Genomic DNA, 16,062 nt, shown 5'->3' with positions numbered 1-16,062 from the left:
AGCGGGCGTCTCGAAGGATAGAGGCCGAGGTCTGGCAGCGGGGCTTCATGATTCGAGACGGCCGCTGCGCGGCCTCCTCACCATGAGGGTCAGGCAGTTGGGTTACTCCCCATTCCACCCGCAGGCCCTGAGCTTCTCATGCATATGCGGCGGGGCCGGCGCCACCACGCGGATCGGTTCCTTGTTCCGGGAGATCGGCACCACGATCTCGCGGGAATGCAGATGCAGGCGCGGCTCGCCGAAGCGCGGGCCGTTGCCGTAAATGTTATCGCCGAAGATCGGCCAGCCCGTCGCGGCCGAATGCACCCGCAATTGATGGGTCCGGCCGGTGACGGGTTCCATGGCGAGCCAGGTGAAACCGTCGCCGCGGCCCATCACCCTCCAATTGGTGATCGCCTTCTGCCCTTCCGGATCCGGCTTCTGCCACCAGCCGCGTTCGGCATTGAGCCGGCCGAGCGGCATGTCGATCGTGCCCTCATCTTCGGCAGGGCCGCCCTCGACCACCGTCCAGTAGGTCTTGCCGATCTTGCCGTGCTTGAACAGCAGGCCGAGCGAGGCGGTTGCCTTGCGGTGGCGGCCGAGCACGAGGCACCCCGAGGTGTCCTTGTCCAGCCGGTGGGCCAGCACCGGCGGCCGCGGCAGACCGAAACGGAGCGCGTCGAAGCAGGCTTCCAGGTTCGGCCCGCCCTTGGGGCCGCGATGCACCGGCAGGCCGGCCGGCTTGTCGATCACCAGCATCAAGCCGTCGCGATGAAGCACGCGCGCCAGGATTTCGTCTGATGTCAATTCGGGAACATCGAGCAAGGACAACGACTTTCGGTCAAGACTTTCGTTTGCAGGCCGGAACGGCTAACACGCCATCATGAACGATACCACCTCCGACACCCCAAAACTGAGCTGGTGGCGCCGCCTGTCCAACGGGCTCAAGCGCACCTCGTCCTCGCTCGGGACCGCGGTCGCCGACCTCGTCACCAAGCGCAAGCTCGACCGCGCCATGCTCGACGACATCGAGGACGTGCTGCTGCGCGCCGACCTCGGCACACAGGTCGCGGTGCGCATTGCCGACGCCGTCGGCGCGGGGCGCTACGACAAGGCAATCTCGGCGGACGAGGTCAAGGACGTCGTTGCGACCGAGGTCGAGAAGGTGCTCGCGCCGGTCGCGAAACCGCTCGAGATCGACACGGCCAAGAAGCCGTTCGTCATCCTCGTCGTCGGCGTCAACGGCTCCGGCAAGACCACCACGATCGGAAAGCTCTCGCAGAAATTCGCATCCGAAGGCCGCAAGGTGATGCTGGCCGCCGGCGATACGTTTCGCGCCGCCGCGATCGAGCAGCTCAAGGTCTGGGGCGAGCGGACGAAGACGCCGGTCATCGCGGCCGCACAAGGCTCGGATTCGGCAAGCCTTGCCTTCAACGCGCTGACCGCGGCGAAGGAGCAGAACATCGACGTGCTCCTGATCGACACCGCCGGCCGCCTGCAGAACAAGGCCGAGCTGATGAACGAGCTTGAGAAGGTCGTGCGTGTCATCCGCAAGGTCGATGATACCGCGCCGCATGCGGTGCTGCTGGTGTTAGATGCCACCGTCGGCCAGAACGCGCTGTCGCAGGTCGAGGCCTTCCATCGCACCGCCGGGGTCACCGGCCTCGTGATGACCAAGCTCGACGGCACGGCGCGCGGCGGCATCCTGGTGGCGCTCGCCGAGAAGTTCAAGCTGCCGGTGCACTTCATCGGCGTCGGCGAGGGCGTCGAGGATCTCGCGCCGTTCACCGCGCGCGACTTCGCCCGCGCCATCGCCGGAATCGAATAGCCTCATCCTTCGAGACGCCGCTTGCGCGGCTCCTCAGGATGAGATCGTGCCACATAAGAGGTCCTCATCCTGAGGAGACCGCGAAGCGGTCGTCTCGAAGGATGGGAGAGACGGAAGAGAGAATGGACAAGACCCAGCCGCATCCGCTGTTCAAGCTTGCGACCGAGCTCGGTCCGCTGCTCGTGTTCTTCTTCGTCAATGCGAAGTTCAATCTGTTCGCCGCGACCGGCGCTTTCATGGTTGCGATCGTGGCGGCGATGGCCGCCTCCTACGTGGTGACGCGCCACATCCCGATCATGGCGATCGTGACCGGCGTTATCGTGCTGGTGTTCGGCACGCTGACGCTGGTGCTGCACGACGAGACCTTCATCAAGGTCAAGCCGACCATCATCTACGGCCTGTTCGCCGTGATCCTCGGCGGCGGCCTGCTGTTCGGCCGCTCCTTCATCGCCGTGATGTTCGACCAGATGTTCAACCTGACGCCGCAGGGCTGGCGTATCCTCACGCTGCGCTGGGCGCTGTTCTTCGCCGGCCTGGCCGTGCTGAACGAGATCATCTGGCGCACCCAGAGCACGGATTTCTGGGTGAACTTCAAGGTGTTTGGCGTGACCACGCTGACCATGATCTTCGCCATCGCCCAGATGCCGCTGACCAAGCGCTACGGGATCGCGCCGGCATCGCTGGAAGCAAGCGAGGCGGAAGCGGGGGATGTCAGGAAGGGGTAGGGCGAAGCGTCGCTCCACATATCGCTGTCATGCCCGGGCTTGAGCGGGGCATCCAGTACGCTGCGGCCTCTTCGTATCCGACTGGCGTCCGATCAAGTCGGCGATGACAGTTGAGTATGCGGCGCGAGCGCGGCGATCAGCTCCCCGCCTTCAACGCCTTCTCCAGCTGCGGCATCAACACCGTCCGCAAATTGTCCGGCGTGATCGGGCCGACCAGCTTGTAGGCGATGGTGCCCTCGCGGCTGACGACGAACGTTTCTGGCACGCCATAGACGCCCCATTCGATCGAGGCGCGGCCGTTGGCATCGACGCCGACGCGGCCGAACGGGTTGCCGTAGCGGCCGAGGAAGCGCCGCGCGTTGTCGGAGGCGTCCTTGTAGTTGATGCCGACCAGTTGGAAGCGCTTGTCCTTGGCGAGCTCGGTCAGGAGCGGCGCCTCGTCATGGCACGGCACGCACCAGGACGCCCAGACATTGACCAGGGTGACCTTGCCTTTGAAGGCGGCGGGATCGAGCCCCGGCACCGGCGCATTGTCGGCCTGCAAGCCCTCGAGCGGCGGCAGCATCGTCTGCGGCGCCGGCCGGCCGATCAGCGCCGAAGGAATTCGCGAGGGATCGCCGCTGCCGAGCCGGAACCAGAACAGCAGCGCGAGGCCGAGGAAGGCAATCAGCGGCAGTGCCATCAGGAAGGTGCGCCGCTGCGGTGACGCGGAGCTCGACCGGTCGTTCATCGCCGCTCCGTCGCGCTGCGGCCTGACCGGCGGGTGATGCCGCGCTCCTCCAGCTCGCGCAAGCGCTGCGTCTGGCTGCGATAATCGAGCATGACCCACCCGATGAGGATCACGATCACGAGTGCGGCAGCCGCGTAAGACGCCACAATGAAAGACGCGTAAGGACCGAGCGACATGATCACGCCGCCCCTTTTGACGCGTTTTCTTGATGTGAGCCGGTGCCCAACTCGCTCGAGAACGCGACGCGGCTCGCCTGCATCATCTGCAGCGAGCGGACGCGGCGGCGCAGGATCTCGTTGCGCATTGCCGCCAAATGCAGCGTGACGAACAGCAGCGTGAAGGCGATCGCCATCACGAGCAGCGGGATCAGGAAGGATTTGTCGAGCGTCGAGCCGCCCATGCGCATCACCGAGGCCGGCTGGTGCAGCGTGTTCCACCAGTCGACCGAGAACTTGATGATGGGCAGGTTGATCGCGCCGACCAGCGTCAGCACCGCGGCGGCGCGCGCCGCACGCGAGGGATCGTCGACCGCACGCCACAGCGCCATCAGGCCGAGATACATCAGGAACAGGATCAGAACGGAGGTCAGCCGCGCATCCCATTCCCAATAGGTGCCCCACATCGGCCGGCCCCACAGCGAGCCGGTGAGCAGAGCGAGGAAAGTGAAGCTGGCGCCGATCGGAGCAGCCGCTTTCGCGGCGACGTCGGCGAGCGGATGCCGCCACACCAGCGTGCCCAGCGAGGCAATGCTCATCACGCCCCAGACGAACATCGACAGCCAGGCATTGGGCACGTGAATGAACATGATCTTGACGGTCGCGCCCTGCTGATAGTCGTCCGGCGCGTATGCGGATTGATAGAGGCCGATGGCGAGCAGGATGACGGTCGCAGCCGCGAGCCAGGGCAACACCCGCGCCGTCAGCGCGAGGAACCGGGTGGGGTTGGCGAGGTCGATCAGCGTCATGGTATCGTGATAGTCACCGGGGGCCGCTCAGGCAATCAGCACGAAAGTCCGTCGCGAAAGTTGATCGGGGTCAAGGTCAGTCCAGTCCATGCCGCAGGCTCGCCGCCGCCGCGAACGGGCCGATCACGAAGCTGACCAGCGAGAGCGCGCATAGAATCGAGAACGGCGCGCCGAAGGTCATCGGGCCGACGATCACCGCCTGCGAGGCCGCCACCCCGAAGATCAGCACGGGAATCGACAACGGCAGCACGAGAACGGCCATCAGCAATCCGCCACGGTGCAGCGTCACCGCCAGCGCCGCACCGATCATGCCAGTGAAGGTCAGGGCCGGGGTTCCCGCAAGCAGCGTCAGCGCCACCGCACCGGTCGCGACCATGTCGAGGTTGAGCAAAAGGCCGAGCAGCGGGGTTGCGACGATCAGCGGCAGGCCGGCGGCCAGCCAATGCGCCAGCGCCTTGGCGGCGCAGGCGAGCTCCAACGGCATCCGGCCCATCGTGATCAGGTCGAGCGAGCCGTCCTCGTGGTCGGCCATGAACAGCCGGTCCAGGGTCAGCAGGCTCGCCAGGAGCGCGCCGAGCCACAGGATCGCCGGTCCCAGCCGCGACAGCAGCGCCAGATCCGGCCCCACCGCGAACGGCATCAGCACCACCACGGTCAGGAAGAACAGCACCCCGATCAGCGCCCCGCCGCCGACGCGAAGCGCGATCCTGATGTCCCGGAGGATCAGGGCGGACAGGGCGGTCATGGGGTGCTCCCATTGTGCCCTAGGGGCGGTGCGCTCCCTCCCCCGCGTGCGGGGGAGGGCCGGGGAGAGGGTTTCTCGACAACGAAGATTCCCCCAGAGGAGAGAACGCCCATCCGGCGCCATAGCCGATGCAAAGCATCGGCGTTTTTGAGGGACGGCGGCCAAGGGCCGCCTATGCCGGCCTCTCCCGCAAGCGGGAGCGGCGAGGGAGCGGAGAGGGCGGCGCCAGGCCGCTTGGAAAGCTGAGGGTGCATCGGAATCACGCCGTATCCCCGATCCGCAGCTCGCGCGATTCGATCCCGAGCGGCGCGTGGGTGGCGGCGACGATCATGCCGCCGCGCGACAGGTGCTCACGCATCAGGCCGCCGAACATATCCTGGCCGGCCACATCCAGCGCCGTGGTCGGCTCGTCCAGGAGCCAGACCGGGCGGCGCACGGTCAGCAGCCGGGCCAGCGAGAGCCTGCGGCGCTGGCCGGCGGAGAGGAAGGCTGCGGGCAAATGGGTGGCATGGTCGAGGCCGACTTTGGCGAGGCTCTCGGCCGCCTCAAAACGCTCGCCGCCGAGAAAATCAGCCCAAAATGCCAGATTTTCCTCAACGCTCAGCGCCGGCTTCAGGGCATCGCGATGGCCGAGGTAGTGGCACTGCTCCGCCAAGGTCAGCTCGCCAACGCCTCCGTCCAGCGCGATCGTCCCGCCGGCGGGAACCAGCAGGCCCGCGATCAGCCGCAGCAGCGAGGTCTTGCCCGATCCGTTGCGACCCATCACCGCCAGGGCTTCGCCCGAAACGGCCGCGAAATCGAGGCCGGCGAACACCTCGCGGCCGCCCCGCACGCATCTGAGCCCATGACCTGCCAGCCGCATCTCGCCTCGCTTCAACCAGCTCACAGCCAGGCCTCAGGAAATCTTGGGGTAGCGCATGGGAATTTTTGGCTCAGCGGTTGCTGCGGCACGATTGTGGCTGTGGCGGTGCGGTTAGAAAGCTTCTATAAGCCCGGAACTAGTTGATGCAGCAACTCAACCTGCCCCTGCAAGCGGCCCAGCCTGATACGCTGACGGTGTTAAAATACCCTGCCGGGTATAACTAACAATTGGGATCTCCTACATGACCTCGCTCGACAGCTTCAAATGCAAAAAGACCCTCAAGGTCGGCGCCAAGACCTATGTCTATTACAGCCTGCCCACAGCCGAGAAGAATGGTCTGAAGGGAATTTCGAAGCTTCCCTATTCGATGAAGGTCCTGCTCGAGAATCTGCTGCGCAACGAGGACGGCCGCTCGGTCAAGAAGGAAGACATCGTCGCGGTGTCGAAATGGCTGCGCAAGAAGTCGCTGGAGCATGAGATCGCCTTCCGCCCGGCGCGCGTCCTGATGCAGGACTTCACCGGCGTGCCCGCGGTGGTCGACCTCGCCGCGATGCGCAACGCGATGCAGAAGCTCGGCGGCGAGCCTGAGAAGATCAATCCGCTGGTGCCGGTCGACCTCGTCATCGACCACTCCGTGATCGTGAACTTCTTCGGTGACAACAAGGCCTTCGGCAAGAACGTCGTCGAGGAATACAAGCAGAACCAGGAGCGCTACGAGTTCCTGAAGTGGGGTCAGAAGGCGTTCTCGAACTTCTCCGTGGTGCCGCCCGGCACCGGCATCTGCCACCAGGTCAACCTCGAATATCTGGCCCAGACGGTCTGGACCAAGAAGGAGAAGATGACGGTCGGCAAGAAGACCGGCACCTTCGAGGTCGCCTATCCCGATTCGCTGGTCGGCACCGACTCCCACACCACCATGGTCAACGGTCTCGCCGTGCTCGGCTGGGGCGTCGGCGGCATCGAGGCGGAAGCCTGCATGCTCGGCCAGCCGCTGTCGATGCTGCTGCCCAACGTCGTCGGCTTCAAGCTGAAGGGCGCGCTGAAGGAAGGCGTCACTGCGACCGATCTGGTGCTGACCGTGACGCAGATGCTGCGCAAGCTCGGCGTGGTCGGCAAGTTCGTCGAGTTCTTCGGCCCCGGCCTCGACCACCTCTCGGTCGCCGACAAGGCGACCATCGCCAACATGGCGCCCGAATACGGCGCGACCTGCGGCTTCTTCCCGGTCGACGCCGCCGCGCTCGACTACCTCAAGACCTCCGGCCGTGCCTCGGCCCGCGTCGCGCTGGTGCAGGCCTATGCCAAGGCGCAGGGCCTGTTCCGCACCGCCAAGTCGCCCGATCCGGTGTTCACGGAGTTGCTGACACTGGACCTCGGCGACGTCGTGCCGTCGATGGCCGGCCCGAAGCGTCCCGAAGGCCGCATCGCGCTGCCTTCGGTGGCCGAAGGCTTCTCGCTCGCGCTCGCCAGCGAGTACAAGAAGGCCGAGGAGCCGGCGAAGCGTTTCCCGGTCGAAGGCAAGGACTTCGATCTCGGCCATGGCGACGTCGTGATCGCGGCGATCACCTCCTGCACCAACACCTCGAATCCCAGCGTGTTGATCGGTGCGGGCCTGCTCGCGCGTAACGCGGCGGCCAAGGGCCTGAAAGCGAAGCCGTGGGTGAAGACCTCGCTCGCCCCGGGCAGCCAGGTCGTGGCCGAGTATCTCGCCAATTCCGGCCTCCAGAAGGATCTCGACAAGGTCGGCTTCAACCTGGTCGGCTTCGGCTGCACCACCTGCATCGGCAATTCCGGTCCGCTGCCGGAGGAGATCTCGAAGTCGATCAACGACAACGGCATCGTCGCCGCTGCCGTGCTCTCCGGTAACCGCAACTTCGAAGGCCGCGTCTCGCCGGACGTGCAGGCGAACTATCTGGCCTCGCCGCCGCTGGTCGTTGCGCACGCGCTCGCCGGCAGCGTCACCAAGAACCTCGCCACCGAGCCGCTCGGCGAGGGCAAGGACGGCAAGCCGGTGTACCTGAAGGACATCTGGCCGACGGCCAAGGAGATCAACGCCTTCATGAAGAAGTTCGTGACCGCGTCGATCTTCAAGAAGAAGTATGCCGACGTGTTCAAGGGCGATACCAACTGGCGCAAGATCAAGACGGTCGAGAGCGAGACCTATCGCTGGAACATGTCTTCGACCTATGTGCAGAACCCGCCTTACTTCGAAGGCATGAAGAAGGAGCCGGAGCCGGTCACCGACATCGTCGAGGCGCGCATCCTCGCCATGTTCGGCGACAAGATCACCACCGACCACATCTCGCCGGCCGGTTCGATCAAGCTCACCTCGCCCGCCGGCAAATATCTCAGCGAGCATCAGGTGCGCCCCGCCGATTTCAATCAGTACGGCACGCGTCGCGGCAACCACGAAGTGATGATGCGCGGCACCTTCGCCAACATCCGCATCAAGAACTTCATGCTCAAGGGCGCGGATGGAAACATCCCTGAGGGCGGTCTGACCAAGCACTGGCCCGACGGCGAGCAGATGTCGATCTACGACGCCGCGATGAAGTACCAGGAAGAGAAGGTGCCGCTGGTGGTGTTCGCCGGCGCCGAATACGGCAACGGCTCCTCGCGCGACTGGGCCGCCAAGGGTACGCGCCTGCTCGGCGTTCGCGCCGTGATCTGCCAGAGCTTCGAGCGTATCCATCGCTCCAACCTGGTCGGCATGGGCGTGCTGCCGCTGACCTTCGAGGAGGGCACCTCCTGGCAGTCGCTCGGCCTCAAGGGCGACGAGAAGGTGACGATCCGCGGCCTGCAAGGCGACCTCAGGCCGCGTCAGAAGCTGACCGCGGAGATCGTCTCCGGCGACGGTTCGTTGCAGCGCGTTTCGCTGCTCTGCCGCATCGATACGCTGGACGAGCTCGACTACTACCGCAACGGCGGCATCCTGCACTACGTGCTGCGCAAGCTCGCGGCGTAAGCGCGGATTTGTGAACGATGGCTCACTGCGAAGTGAGTAGAAGCCCTGACGAAGGCGGCCTATCAAAAGGCCGCCTTCACGCGTTTGCGGTACGCTTCAGATGGGCCCGCCCGGCGGAAAACCTCCCTTGGACGGTTGCTTGGACGAATGTGCCGCGCCCCGTAAGACTACGGTGACCATCAGGCGATAAGATTTCCCTCTCACGAGCAATGGTGTGCGGCGTTCGACATGACGACAATGACGGCTACTCATCCGATTTCCCGCTGGTCTGGTGCCCTCTGGTCGGGAGCTCTCGGCATCTGTGCGATCATCGCCGTCATACGCCCCGCCGAGGCTGATCCCCGCGCCGTTGTCGAATTATTTACCTCGCAGGGCTGTTCGTCCTGTCCGCCCGCCGACCAGATCATCGGCGATCTCTCCAAGGATCCCTCGGTCATCGCGCTGAGCATGCCGATCGATTATTGGGACTATCTCGGCTGGAAGGACACGCTGGCGGATTCGCGCTTCTCTGCGCGGCAACGTGCCTATTCGCGCATGCGCGGCGACCGCGAAGTCTACACACCGCAAGTCGTCGTCAACGGCTCCACGCATGTGATCGGCAGCGACCGCGCGGGCATCGAGAGTGCGATCGGCAAGACCGACAAGGGCGCCGGCGTGATGAGCGTGCCGGTGACGATGTCACTCTCGGGCAAGCAGATCAACGTCTCGGTGGACGCAAGCAAGGAGCCGACGGTCTCGCGCGGCGAAGTCTGGATCTGCTCGATCGCCAAGTCGGTGCCGATCGCGATCACCCGCGGCGAGAATCGCGGACAGCAGGTCACCTATCACAACGTGGTGCGCAACCTGCTCAAGGTCGGCGACTGGACCGGGCGTCCGGAAAGCTGGACGGTGCCGATCGAGAACCTCACGCGCGACGGCGTCGACGGCGCGGTGGTGTACGTCCAGGACGGCAGTCGTGAGAAGCCGGGCCCGATGCTGGGCGCGGCGTACACGTCGCTGCATTGATTCGTTTCTATCGCTACGTTCGCTCCCACTCCTCATGGTGAGGAGCGCACCCTTGCGCGCGTCTCGAACCATGCAAGGCCCCCGCTGATGCAGCTCGGCCTTGCATCCTTCGAGACGCTGCGCGAAGGCGCGGCCCTTGGGATGAGGGGAGGGAATCTTCGCGCGGATGTTCGGAGAGAGGGGGCGCCGGAAACATCCCGACACAAACCAAAAAGGACCAACTTGCGTTGGCCCTCCTTGCCGTGCGTACAGACCCGATCCTGTTCGACCCCGGGGGGCTGGGGGCTGAGGAATCCGGAACCGAAAGGACCGGGTCAACGCACGCGATTCTTTTCGCATTGCAGGGCGGCAGGCGCTTGGCGGAAAAGCGGCGAGACTAAGATTCTTGAGCACGATCCCGTGACGGTTTGCCGCGACAGAGTTCCACCAGTGCGTGCGTCCCGATCCCCGTCCAATTCGATCGGTTGAACCCCTTGCGGTGCGGAACGGTTGGCGCGATCATGCGATTGTCATGAACGCGGTTCCGGGGACGGTTTTCGCGGATGCGGTTCATTGCAGTGCGATGAGGAGGCGCTTCCCATGAGCCTGATCTCGGAGGATGCCGATCCGAGCGAGCAGCGCGCGGCGGCGCGCTCCGCCGCGAATGCGCAGCCGAACCGGGTGACGTTCAACCGGCTCGAGCTGCATCGTATTCTCAATCTCTATGGCCGCATGGTCGCCGACGGCGAGTGGCGCGACTACGCCATCGACTTCCTGAAGGACCGCGCGGTGTTCTCGGTCTATCGCCGCGCCTCGGAAGTCCCGATCTATCGCATCGAGAAGGATCCGCGGCTCGCGCGCAAGCAGGGCATGTACAGCGTGATCTCGGCGACGGGCCTGATCCTGCGCCGCGGCCACGAACTCGAGCGCGTGCTGCTGGTGATCGATCGCAAGCTGGCCTTGGTGTGACGACCGTTGGTCGTCATTCCCGGGCGCGACGAAGTCGCGAACTCCGGCGCGCCGTTGCGCGCCTGAGAATCTCGAGCTTGTCCACAACCTCTGGATTTCCGGGTTCGCGCTGACGCGCGCCCCGGAATGACTGTGCAGTGCGGAACTAATTCCCCGGCACGCTCCTCGCCCCCTCGCCGAGATCGCGCTGCATCATCACCGTGTCCAGCCAGCGGCCGAATTTCAGCCCGACATTGGGATGCGTGCCGATCATCTTGAAGCCGGCCCTGGTGTGCACGCCGATCGATCCGGCATTGGCGGAATCGCCGATCACCGCGATCATCTGGCGGAAGCCGCGCGCCTCGCTTTCGGCGATCAGCCGTTCCAGCAGCAGAGTGCCGACACCGCGGCGGTGGAAGGAGGGATCGAGATAGATCGAGTTCTCCACCGTAAAACGATAGGCCGGCCGCGGGCGGTAGGCGCCGGCATAGGCGTAGCCGGCCACGCGCCCGTCCAGCATGGCGACGAAATAGGGATAGCCGCCCTCGATCAGCGCACGATAGCGGCGCGTCATCTCGGCAAGATCGGGCGGCTCCAGCTCGAACGTCGCGGTGCCCTCGCGGACGGCCTGTTGGTAGATGGCGGTAATGGCGGGAAGGTCGGCCTCGGTGGTGGGCCTGATTTCAGGTGCGGACATGGGGGCTGAGATTAGAGCCTTCCTGCGACTGCTGGAAGGGGGCAACGCTGCTTCCCCGCCGTCATTGCGAACGCAGCGAAGCAAATCCAGAAATGCATCCGCGGAGGCACTCTGAATTGCTTCGTCGCATCAGCGCAAAATCGCTACGCAATTTTGTCGCGAGCTCCTCGCAATGACGGAGTATGTGGCGGCAGCCACGCCCAAACAAAAACCCCGGCCTCGCGGCCGGGGTTTTGTGTCCTTCTCTCGTCCCAGAGCTTAATCGCGCTGGCCGAGGAGCTGCAGCAGCAGCGTGAACAGGTTGATGAAGTTCAAGTACAGCGACAGCGCGCCGGTGATGGCCGCACGCTCTGCGATGTCACCGCCGGCCGAGGCGTAGCCGTAGATGTAGTCGTTCTTCAGCCGCTGGGTATCCCAGGCGGTGAGGCCCGCGAACACCAGCACGCCGACCACCGAGACGATGAACTGCAGCATCGAGCTGGCCAGGAACAGGTTCACCAGGCTCGCGATGATGATGCCGATCAGGCCCATGAACAGGAAGGAGCCCATCCCGGTCAGGTCACGCTTGGTGGTGTAGCCGTAGAGGCTGAGCGCACCGAAGGTCGCCGCCGTGATGAAGAACACCCGCACGATCGAGGTGTGGGTGAACACCAGGAAAATCGACGACAGCGAGATTCCCATCAGCGCCGAGAACACCCAGAACAGGATCTGGGCGGTCGAGGGGGCGAGGCGATTGATGCCCGCCGAGATCACGAACACCATCGCCAGCGGCGCGAGCATGAACAGCCACTTCAGCGGGCTGACGAACATCGCGTAGCCGAACGGCGTCAGGAACAGCTTGCCGACGCGGACCGCTTCCGGGGTCGGAACGTCGGTCACGGCGGCCATGTAGACGCCGAGCGCGGCAAGGCCGGTGATGGCGAGGCCGATGCTCATGTAGTTGTAGATGCGCAGCATGTAAGCGCGCAGGCCGGCGTCGACCGTCGCGGCGTCAACACGCCCGGCGGCCCTGCCGAAAGGAGAAGCGTAGTTACGGTCTAGGTCCGACATGGTCGAATTCCCGTTGGTTGGTCCGGTCCGGCACGAGGGTCGCCATGCCGCCGGTTCGTCAAACTCTATCTCGGATACCGATGCCAGCCGACTAAATTTTGGCTAACAATCGGGGCTCCGAACCCATTCGATATGTGGGAAACTAACACATTCGCTGCAACCGTCCACGCGCGGCCGAATGTCGCCCTCGCCCGCAATCCCGACGAGCGGACCGTGGTTAATCGCAAGGAATCGTGCGATTTCGCTCCCTTGCGGTTAGCCGCTACCATTTGTCACAAATTCCGCAACACCGTGGCCGGCTTTTTGTTCAACGCCAGCAGCGTGCCGGCGAGCCCGAGCCCGACGGTGACGACCAGGGCGGCCGCGACCACGCCGGCCGCGCTGCCGGCCTGCCAGACGAAGCTCAGCGTCATCAGCCGCGTCACGATCATCCAGGCGGCGATGCTGCCGGCGATCACGCCGAACACCGCGGTGGCGAGCCCGATCAGGAGGTATTCGAGCGCATAGGCGCCGAGCAGCCGCAGCCGCGTCGCGCCCAGCGTCTTCAGGATCACCGCATCATAGACCCGGTGACGGTGGCCGGCGGCGAGCGCCCCGCCCAGCACCAGGATCGCCGAGATCAGGGTCACGGCGCTGGCGCCGCGGATCGCCAGCGCCAGATTGGTCACGACCGAGCCGACCGTCTCCATCACCTCGCGCACGCGCACGCTCGTCACCATAGGGTAGGCGTCGGCGACCTCTTTGATGATCTTGCCGTCGCCTGCCGCATTTCCGCCCGTCTCCGTCAGCGTCGCGATATGGGTGTGCGGCGCGCCCTTGAAGGCGTTGGGCGAGAACACGAGGACGAAATTGATGCCCATCCCCTGCCAGTCGATGTTGCGCAGATTGCTGATCTTCGCCGGGATGTCGCGGCCGAGCACGTTGACCACCACCTCGTCCCCGAGCTTGAGGCCTAAACCGTCGGCGATCTTCTTCTCCATCGAGACCAGCGGCGGGCCGGAATAGTCCGCGCTCCACCACTCGCCCTCGACCACCTTCGAACCCTTCGGCAGCTCGGCCGTATAGGTCAGGCCGCGGTCGCTCTGCAGCACCCATTCGGAATCGGTGGTGGGCTTGAGCTCCTCGGCGCGCACGCCGCGCGCGGCGACGATGCGCCCGCGCAGCATCGGCACGTCCTCGACCGTCGCGCCTGGCGCGATCTGGCGCAGGTAGCCGTCGAACTGCTCGGCCTGCGCGCTCGGAATGTCGATGAAGAAGAACGAGGGTGCGCGATCGGGCAGCGCCGCGAGGAACTGCCGCCGCAGATTGCCGTCGATCTGGGTGATGGTGACGAGCACGGCGAGCCCGAGCCCGAGCGACAGCACGACCGACGGCGTCAGCGCGCCCGGCCGGTGGATGTTGGCGATCGCGAGCCGCAGCATTGGCAGCCGCGTCCGCGGCAGCCGCCGCGCGATCGTCATCAGCAGGGCGGCGATGCCGCGCAGCAGGGCGAACACGACGACGGAGGAGGCCACGAACACTGCGGCGATGCGCTTGTCGAACGACAGGCCGATCACGACCGTGATCAGCAGCGCGATCACCACGCCCATGAGGCCCAGATAACTCGCGCGCGGCCGGTGCCATTCGGAGCTGATGGTGTCGCGGAACAGCGCCGCCACCGGCACGTCATGCACGCGCCCGAGCGGCCACAGGCCGAAGGCGAGCGCTGTGAGCAGGCCATAGACGAAGGACAGTGCGAGCTCGTCGGCATGCACCGCCGGCACCACCGGCAGCGGCAAGAGCTTGCCGAACAGCCCGACGATGGCGAAGGGCATCGCCGCGCCGAGCGCAAGGCCGATCACCGAACCGATGCCCGCAAGCAGGATCACTTGCGCCAGATAGATGCCGAACACGTCGCCTCCGGTCGCGCCGACGGCCTTGAGGGCCGCGATCACCTCGAGCCGACGATCGATATGGCTCTTCACGGCATTGGCAACGCCGACGCCGCCGACCAGCAGCGCGGCGAGGCCGACCAGCGTCAGGAACTGGGTAAAACGGCTGATGTTGCGCTCGAGTTGCGGCGAGGCGTTGGAGCGGCTGCGGATCTCCCAGCCGGCCTGCGGCGCGGCGCTGCGCGCGTCCGCGATGAAGGCTTCGGTGGCGCGCTCGTTATTCGCGGTATCGGGCAGCTTGACCCGGTAGACCCAGCGCACCAGGCTGCCGGGCTGGATCAGGCCGGTGGCGCGCAAGGCCTCCTCGCTGATCAGGAAGCGCGGGCCGAAGCCGATGCCGCCGGCGAGCTTGTCGGGTTCGGCTTCGACGGTGGCGCGGATCTGGAACGTTGCGGACCCGATCGTGAGGCGGTCACCGTTCCTAAGCGACAGCCGCGCTTGCAGCGTCGGATCGGCCGCGGCGCCGAACGCGCCGTCACGCATCGCGAGCAGATCGGCCATCGGTAGCGGCGGTGCCAGTGTCAGCTGGCCCAGCATCGGATAGGTGTCGTCGACGGCCTTCATCTCGACCAGCGCGAGCTTGCCATCAGCCGAGCGCGCCATGCCGCGCAGGGTCGCGGCGGTCGAGACGGTGCCGCGCGAGCGCAGGAAGGCGACCTCCTCCGGCTTGGCCTCGCGCTGGAACAGCACGAAGGAGACGTCGCCGCCGAGCAGCGTGCGGCCCTCGCGGGCGAGACCGTCGGAGAGGCTCGCCGACACCGAGCCGACGCCGGCGATCGCCATCACGCCGAGCGCGATGCAGGCGATGAAGACATAGAAGCCGCGCAAGCCCCCGCGCAATTCGCGCAGGGCGTAACGCAACGAGAGCGCGACGCCGCCCGGCTTCGCGAACGATTCGACAGCTGCGCTCATGCCGGCGCCGACTGCGTGTCGATGCGCCCGGAGCGCAGGCGGATGACGCGATCGCAGCGTTGCGCGAGCGAGGAATCGTGCGTCACCAGCACCAAGGTCATGCCGCGCTCGGCGTGCTTGCTGAACAGGAGATCGACGATCTGCTTTCCCGTTGCCTCGTCGAGATTGCCGGTGGGCTCGTCGGCGACGAGGATGGCGGGATCGGGCGCCAGCGCGCGCGCCAGCGCCACGCGCTGCTGCTCGCCGCCGGAGAGCTGCGTCGGGTAGTGATGCAGGCGATCGCCGAGCCCGACCGATTGCAGCTCCTGCGCCGCGCGCCTCGCAGCATCGGGATCGCTGGCAAGCTCGAGCGGCACCGCGACGTTCTCCAGCGCCGTCATGGTCGGGATCAGGTGGAAGGACTGGAAGACGATGCCGACCTGGCGGCCGCGGAAGCGCGCCAGCGCGTCCTCGTCGAGGGCATTGAAAGCCGTGCCATTGACCACCACCTCTCCGCTATCAGGACGTTCCAGCCCCGCCATCACCATCAGCAGCGTGGATTTGCCCGAGCCTGACGGGCCGATCAGGCCGATCGTCTCGCCCGAGGCGACGCGCAGGCTGATATCCTTCAGGATATGAACGCGTGCCGCGCCCGTGCCCAATGAGAGATTGACGTTGGAGATGGCGATGGTGTCCATCGCGGTCGTGGCGAGCGAAGAGGAATTGATGCGCGTGTCCATGGTCCGGTCATATGGCAACTCCGCAC

The 16,062-nt window shown here is 65.6% G+C and carries 15 protein-coding genes; 5 read left to right on the top strand and 10 right to left on the bottom strand.

What is annotated here, in order from left to right; genetic code table 11:
- Positions 1 to 102 precede the first annotated feature (102 nt).
- The gene (locus P6U28_RS31220; protein ID WP_162500533.1) at positions 103 to 804 is read right to left on the bottom strand and encodes an RluA family pseudouridine synthase; all 702 of its coding nucleotides are present in this window, start codon (positions 802 to 804) and stop codon (positions 103 to 105) included.
- 58 nt (positions 805 to 862) lie between these two features.
- Between P6U28_RS31220 and ftsY the strand changes: the two genes are divergently transcribed.
- Entirely contained in the window at positions 863 to 1,807 is a 945-nt protein-coding gene (gene ftsY / locus P6U28_RS31215; protein WP_129145076.1) for a signal recognition particle-docking protein FtsY, read from the top strand.
- A gap of 122 nt (positions 1,808 to 1,929) precedes the next feature.
- Positions 1,930 to 2,532: a septation protein A gene (locus tag P6U28_RS31210; protein ID WP_122400389.1), complete on the top strand. Its 603-nt coding sequence runs from the start codon at positions 1,930 to 1,932 to the stop codon at positions 2,530 to 2,532.
- 136 nt (positions 2,533 to 2,668) lie between these two features.
- Here the strand turns inward: P6U28_RS31210 and P6U28_RS31205 are convergent, their stop codons facing one another.
- From P6U28_RS31205 to ccmA, 5 genes are all read right to left on the bottom strand, one after another.
- Positions 2,669 to 3,262 carry a DsbE family thiol:disulfide interchange protein gene (locus tag P6U28_RS31205; protein ID WP_129145077.1) on the bottom strand — a complete coding sequence of 198 codons (594 nt, stop codon included), beginning with the start codon at positions 3,260 to 3,262 and terminating at the stop codon, positions 2,669 to 2,671.
- Complete coding sequence (gene ccmD, locus P6U28_RS31200) at positions 3,259 to 3,444, bottom strand: heme exporter protein CcmD (protein WP_122400391.1); 186 nt, start codon at positions 3,442 to 3,444, stop codon at positions 3,259 to 3,261. Before ccmD ends, P6U28_RS31205 begins: the two co-directional genes overlap by 4 nt.
- A complete protein-coding gene (locus tag P6U28_RS31195; protein ID WP_122400392.1) occupies positions 3,441 to 4,226 on the bottom strand; it encodes a heme ABC transporter permease in 786 nt (261 codons plus the stop codon). The genes ccmD and P6U28_RS31195 overlap by 4 nt, the downstream gene beginning before the upstream one ends.
- Before the next feature lie 76 nt (positions 4,227 to 4,302).
- Positions 4,303 to 4,971: a heme exporter protein CcmB gene (ccmB, locus tag P6U28_RS31190; protein ID WP_129145078.1), complete on the bottom strand. Its 669-nt coding sequence runs from the start codon at positions 4,969 to 4,971 to the stop codon at positions 4,303 to 4,305.
- 259 nt (positions 4,972 to 5,230) lie between these two features.
- The gene (ccmA, locus tag P6U28_RS31185; protein WP_129145084.1) at positions 5,231 to 5,833 is read right to left on the bottom strand and encodes a heme ABC exporter ATP-binding protein CcmA; all 603 of its coding nucleotides are present in this window, start codon (positions 5,831 to 5,833) and stop codon (positions 5,231 to 5,233) included.
- Positions 5,834 to 6,074: 241 nt separating this feature from the next.
- Between ccmA and acnA the strand changes: the two genes are divergently transcribed.
- From acnA to P6U28_RS31170, 3 genes are all read left to right on the top strand, one after another.
- Positions 6,075 to 8,795, top strand: a complete 2,721-nt coding sequence (gene acnA / locus P6U28_RS31180) for an aconitate hydratase AcnA (protein ID WP_122400394.1) — start codon at positions 6,075 to 6,077, stop codon at positions 8,793 to 8,795.
- A gap of 228 nt (positions 8,796 to 9,023) precedes the next feature.
- Complete coding sequence (locus P6U28_RS31175) at positions 9,024 to 9,800, top strand: thioredoxin family protein (protein ID WP_122400395.1); 777 nt, start codon at positions 9,024 to 9,026, stop codon at positions 9,798 to 9,800.
- A gap of 579 nt (positions 9,801 to 10,379) precedes the next feature.
- Positions 10,380 to 10,748, top strand: coding sequence for a DUF2794 domain-containing protein (locus P6U28_RS31170; protein ID WP_129145080.1), 369 nt, complete (start codon positions 10,380 to 10,382; stop codon positions 10,746 to 10,748).
- Between the two features lie 145 nt (positions 10,749 to 10,893).
- Here P6U28_RS31170 and P6U28_RS31165 read toward each other — a convergent pair whose 3' ends face one another.
- The 4 genes from P6U28_RS31165 to P6U28_RS31150 form a co-directional block, all read right to left on the bottom strand.
- Positions 10,894 to 11,424: a GNAT family N-acetyltransferase gene (locus P6U28_RS31165; protein ID WP_129145081.1), complete on the bottom strand. Its 531-nt coding sequence runs from the start codon at positions 11,422 to 11,424 to the stop codon at positions 10,894 to 10,896.
- Positions 11,425 to 11,682: 258 nt separating this feature from the next.
- Positions 11,683 to 12,474 carry a Bax inhibitor-1/YccA family protein gene (locus tag P6U28_RS31160; protein ID WP_025575992.1) on the bottom strand — a complete coding sequence of 264 codons (792 nt, stop codon included), beginning with the start codon at positions 12,472 to 12,474 and terminating at the stop codon, positions 11,683 to 11,685.
- 272 nt (positions 12,475 to 12,746) lie between these two features.
- A complete protein-coding gene (locus P6U28_RS31155) occupies positions 12,747 to 15,317 on the bottom strand; it encodes an ABC transporter permease (RefSeq protein WP_129146181.1) in 2,571 nt (856 codons plus the stop codon).
- A complete protein-coding gene (locus tag P6U28_RS31150; RefSeq protein ID WP_129146182.1) occupies positions 15,314 to 16,036 on the bottom strand; it encodes an ABC transporter ATP-binding protein in 723 nt (240 codons plus the stop codon). Before P6U28_RS31150 ends, P6U28_RS31155 begins: the two co-directional genes overlap by 4 nt.
- Positions 16,037 to 16,062 lie beyond the last annotated feature (26 nt).

The sequence above is a fragment of the Bradyrhizobium sp. STM 3561 genome (genome assembly GCF_045571455.1).
GTDB lineage: Bacteria > Pseudomonadota > Alphaproteobacteria > Rhizobiales > Xanthobacteraceae > Bradyrhizobium > Bradyrhizobium vignae.
This window is presented reverse-complemented; position numbering and strand designations above follow the sequence as displayed.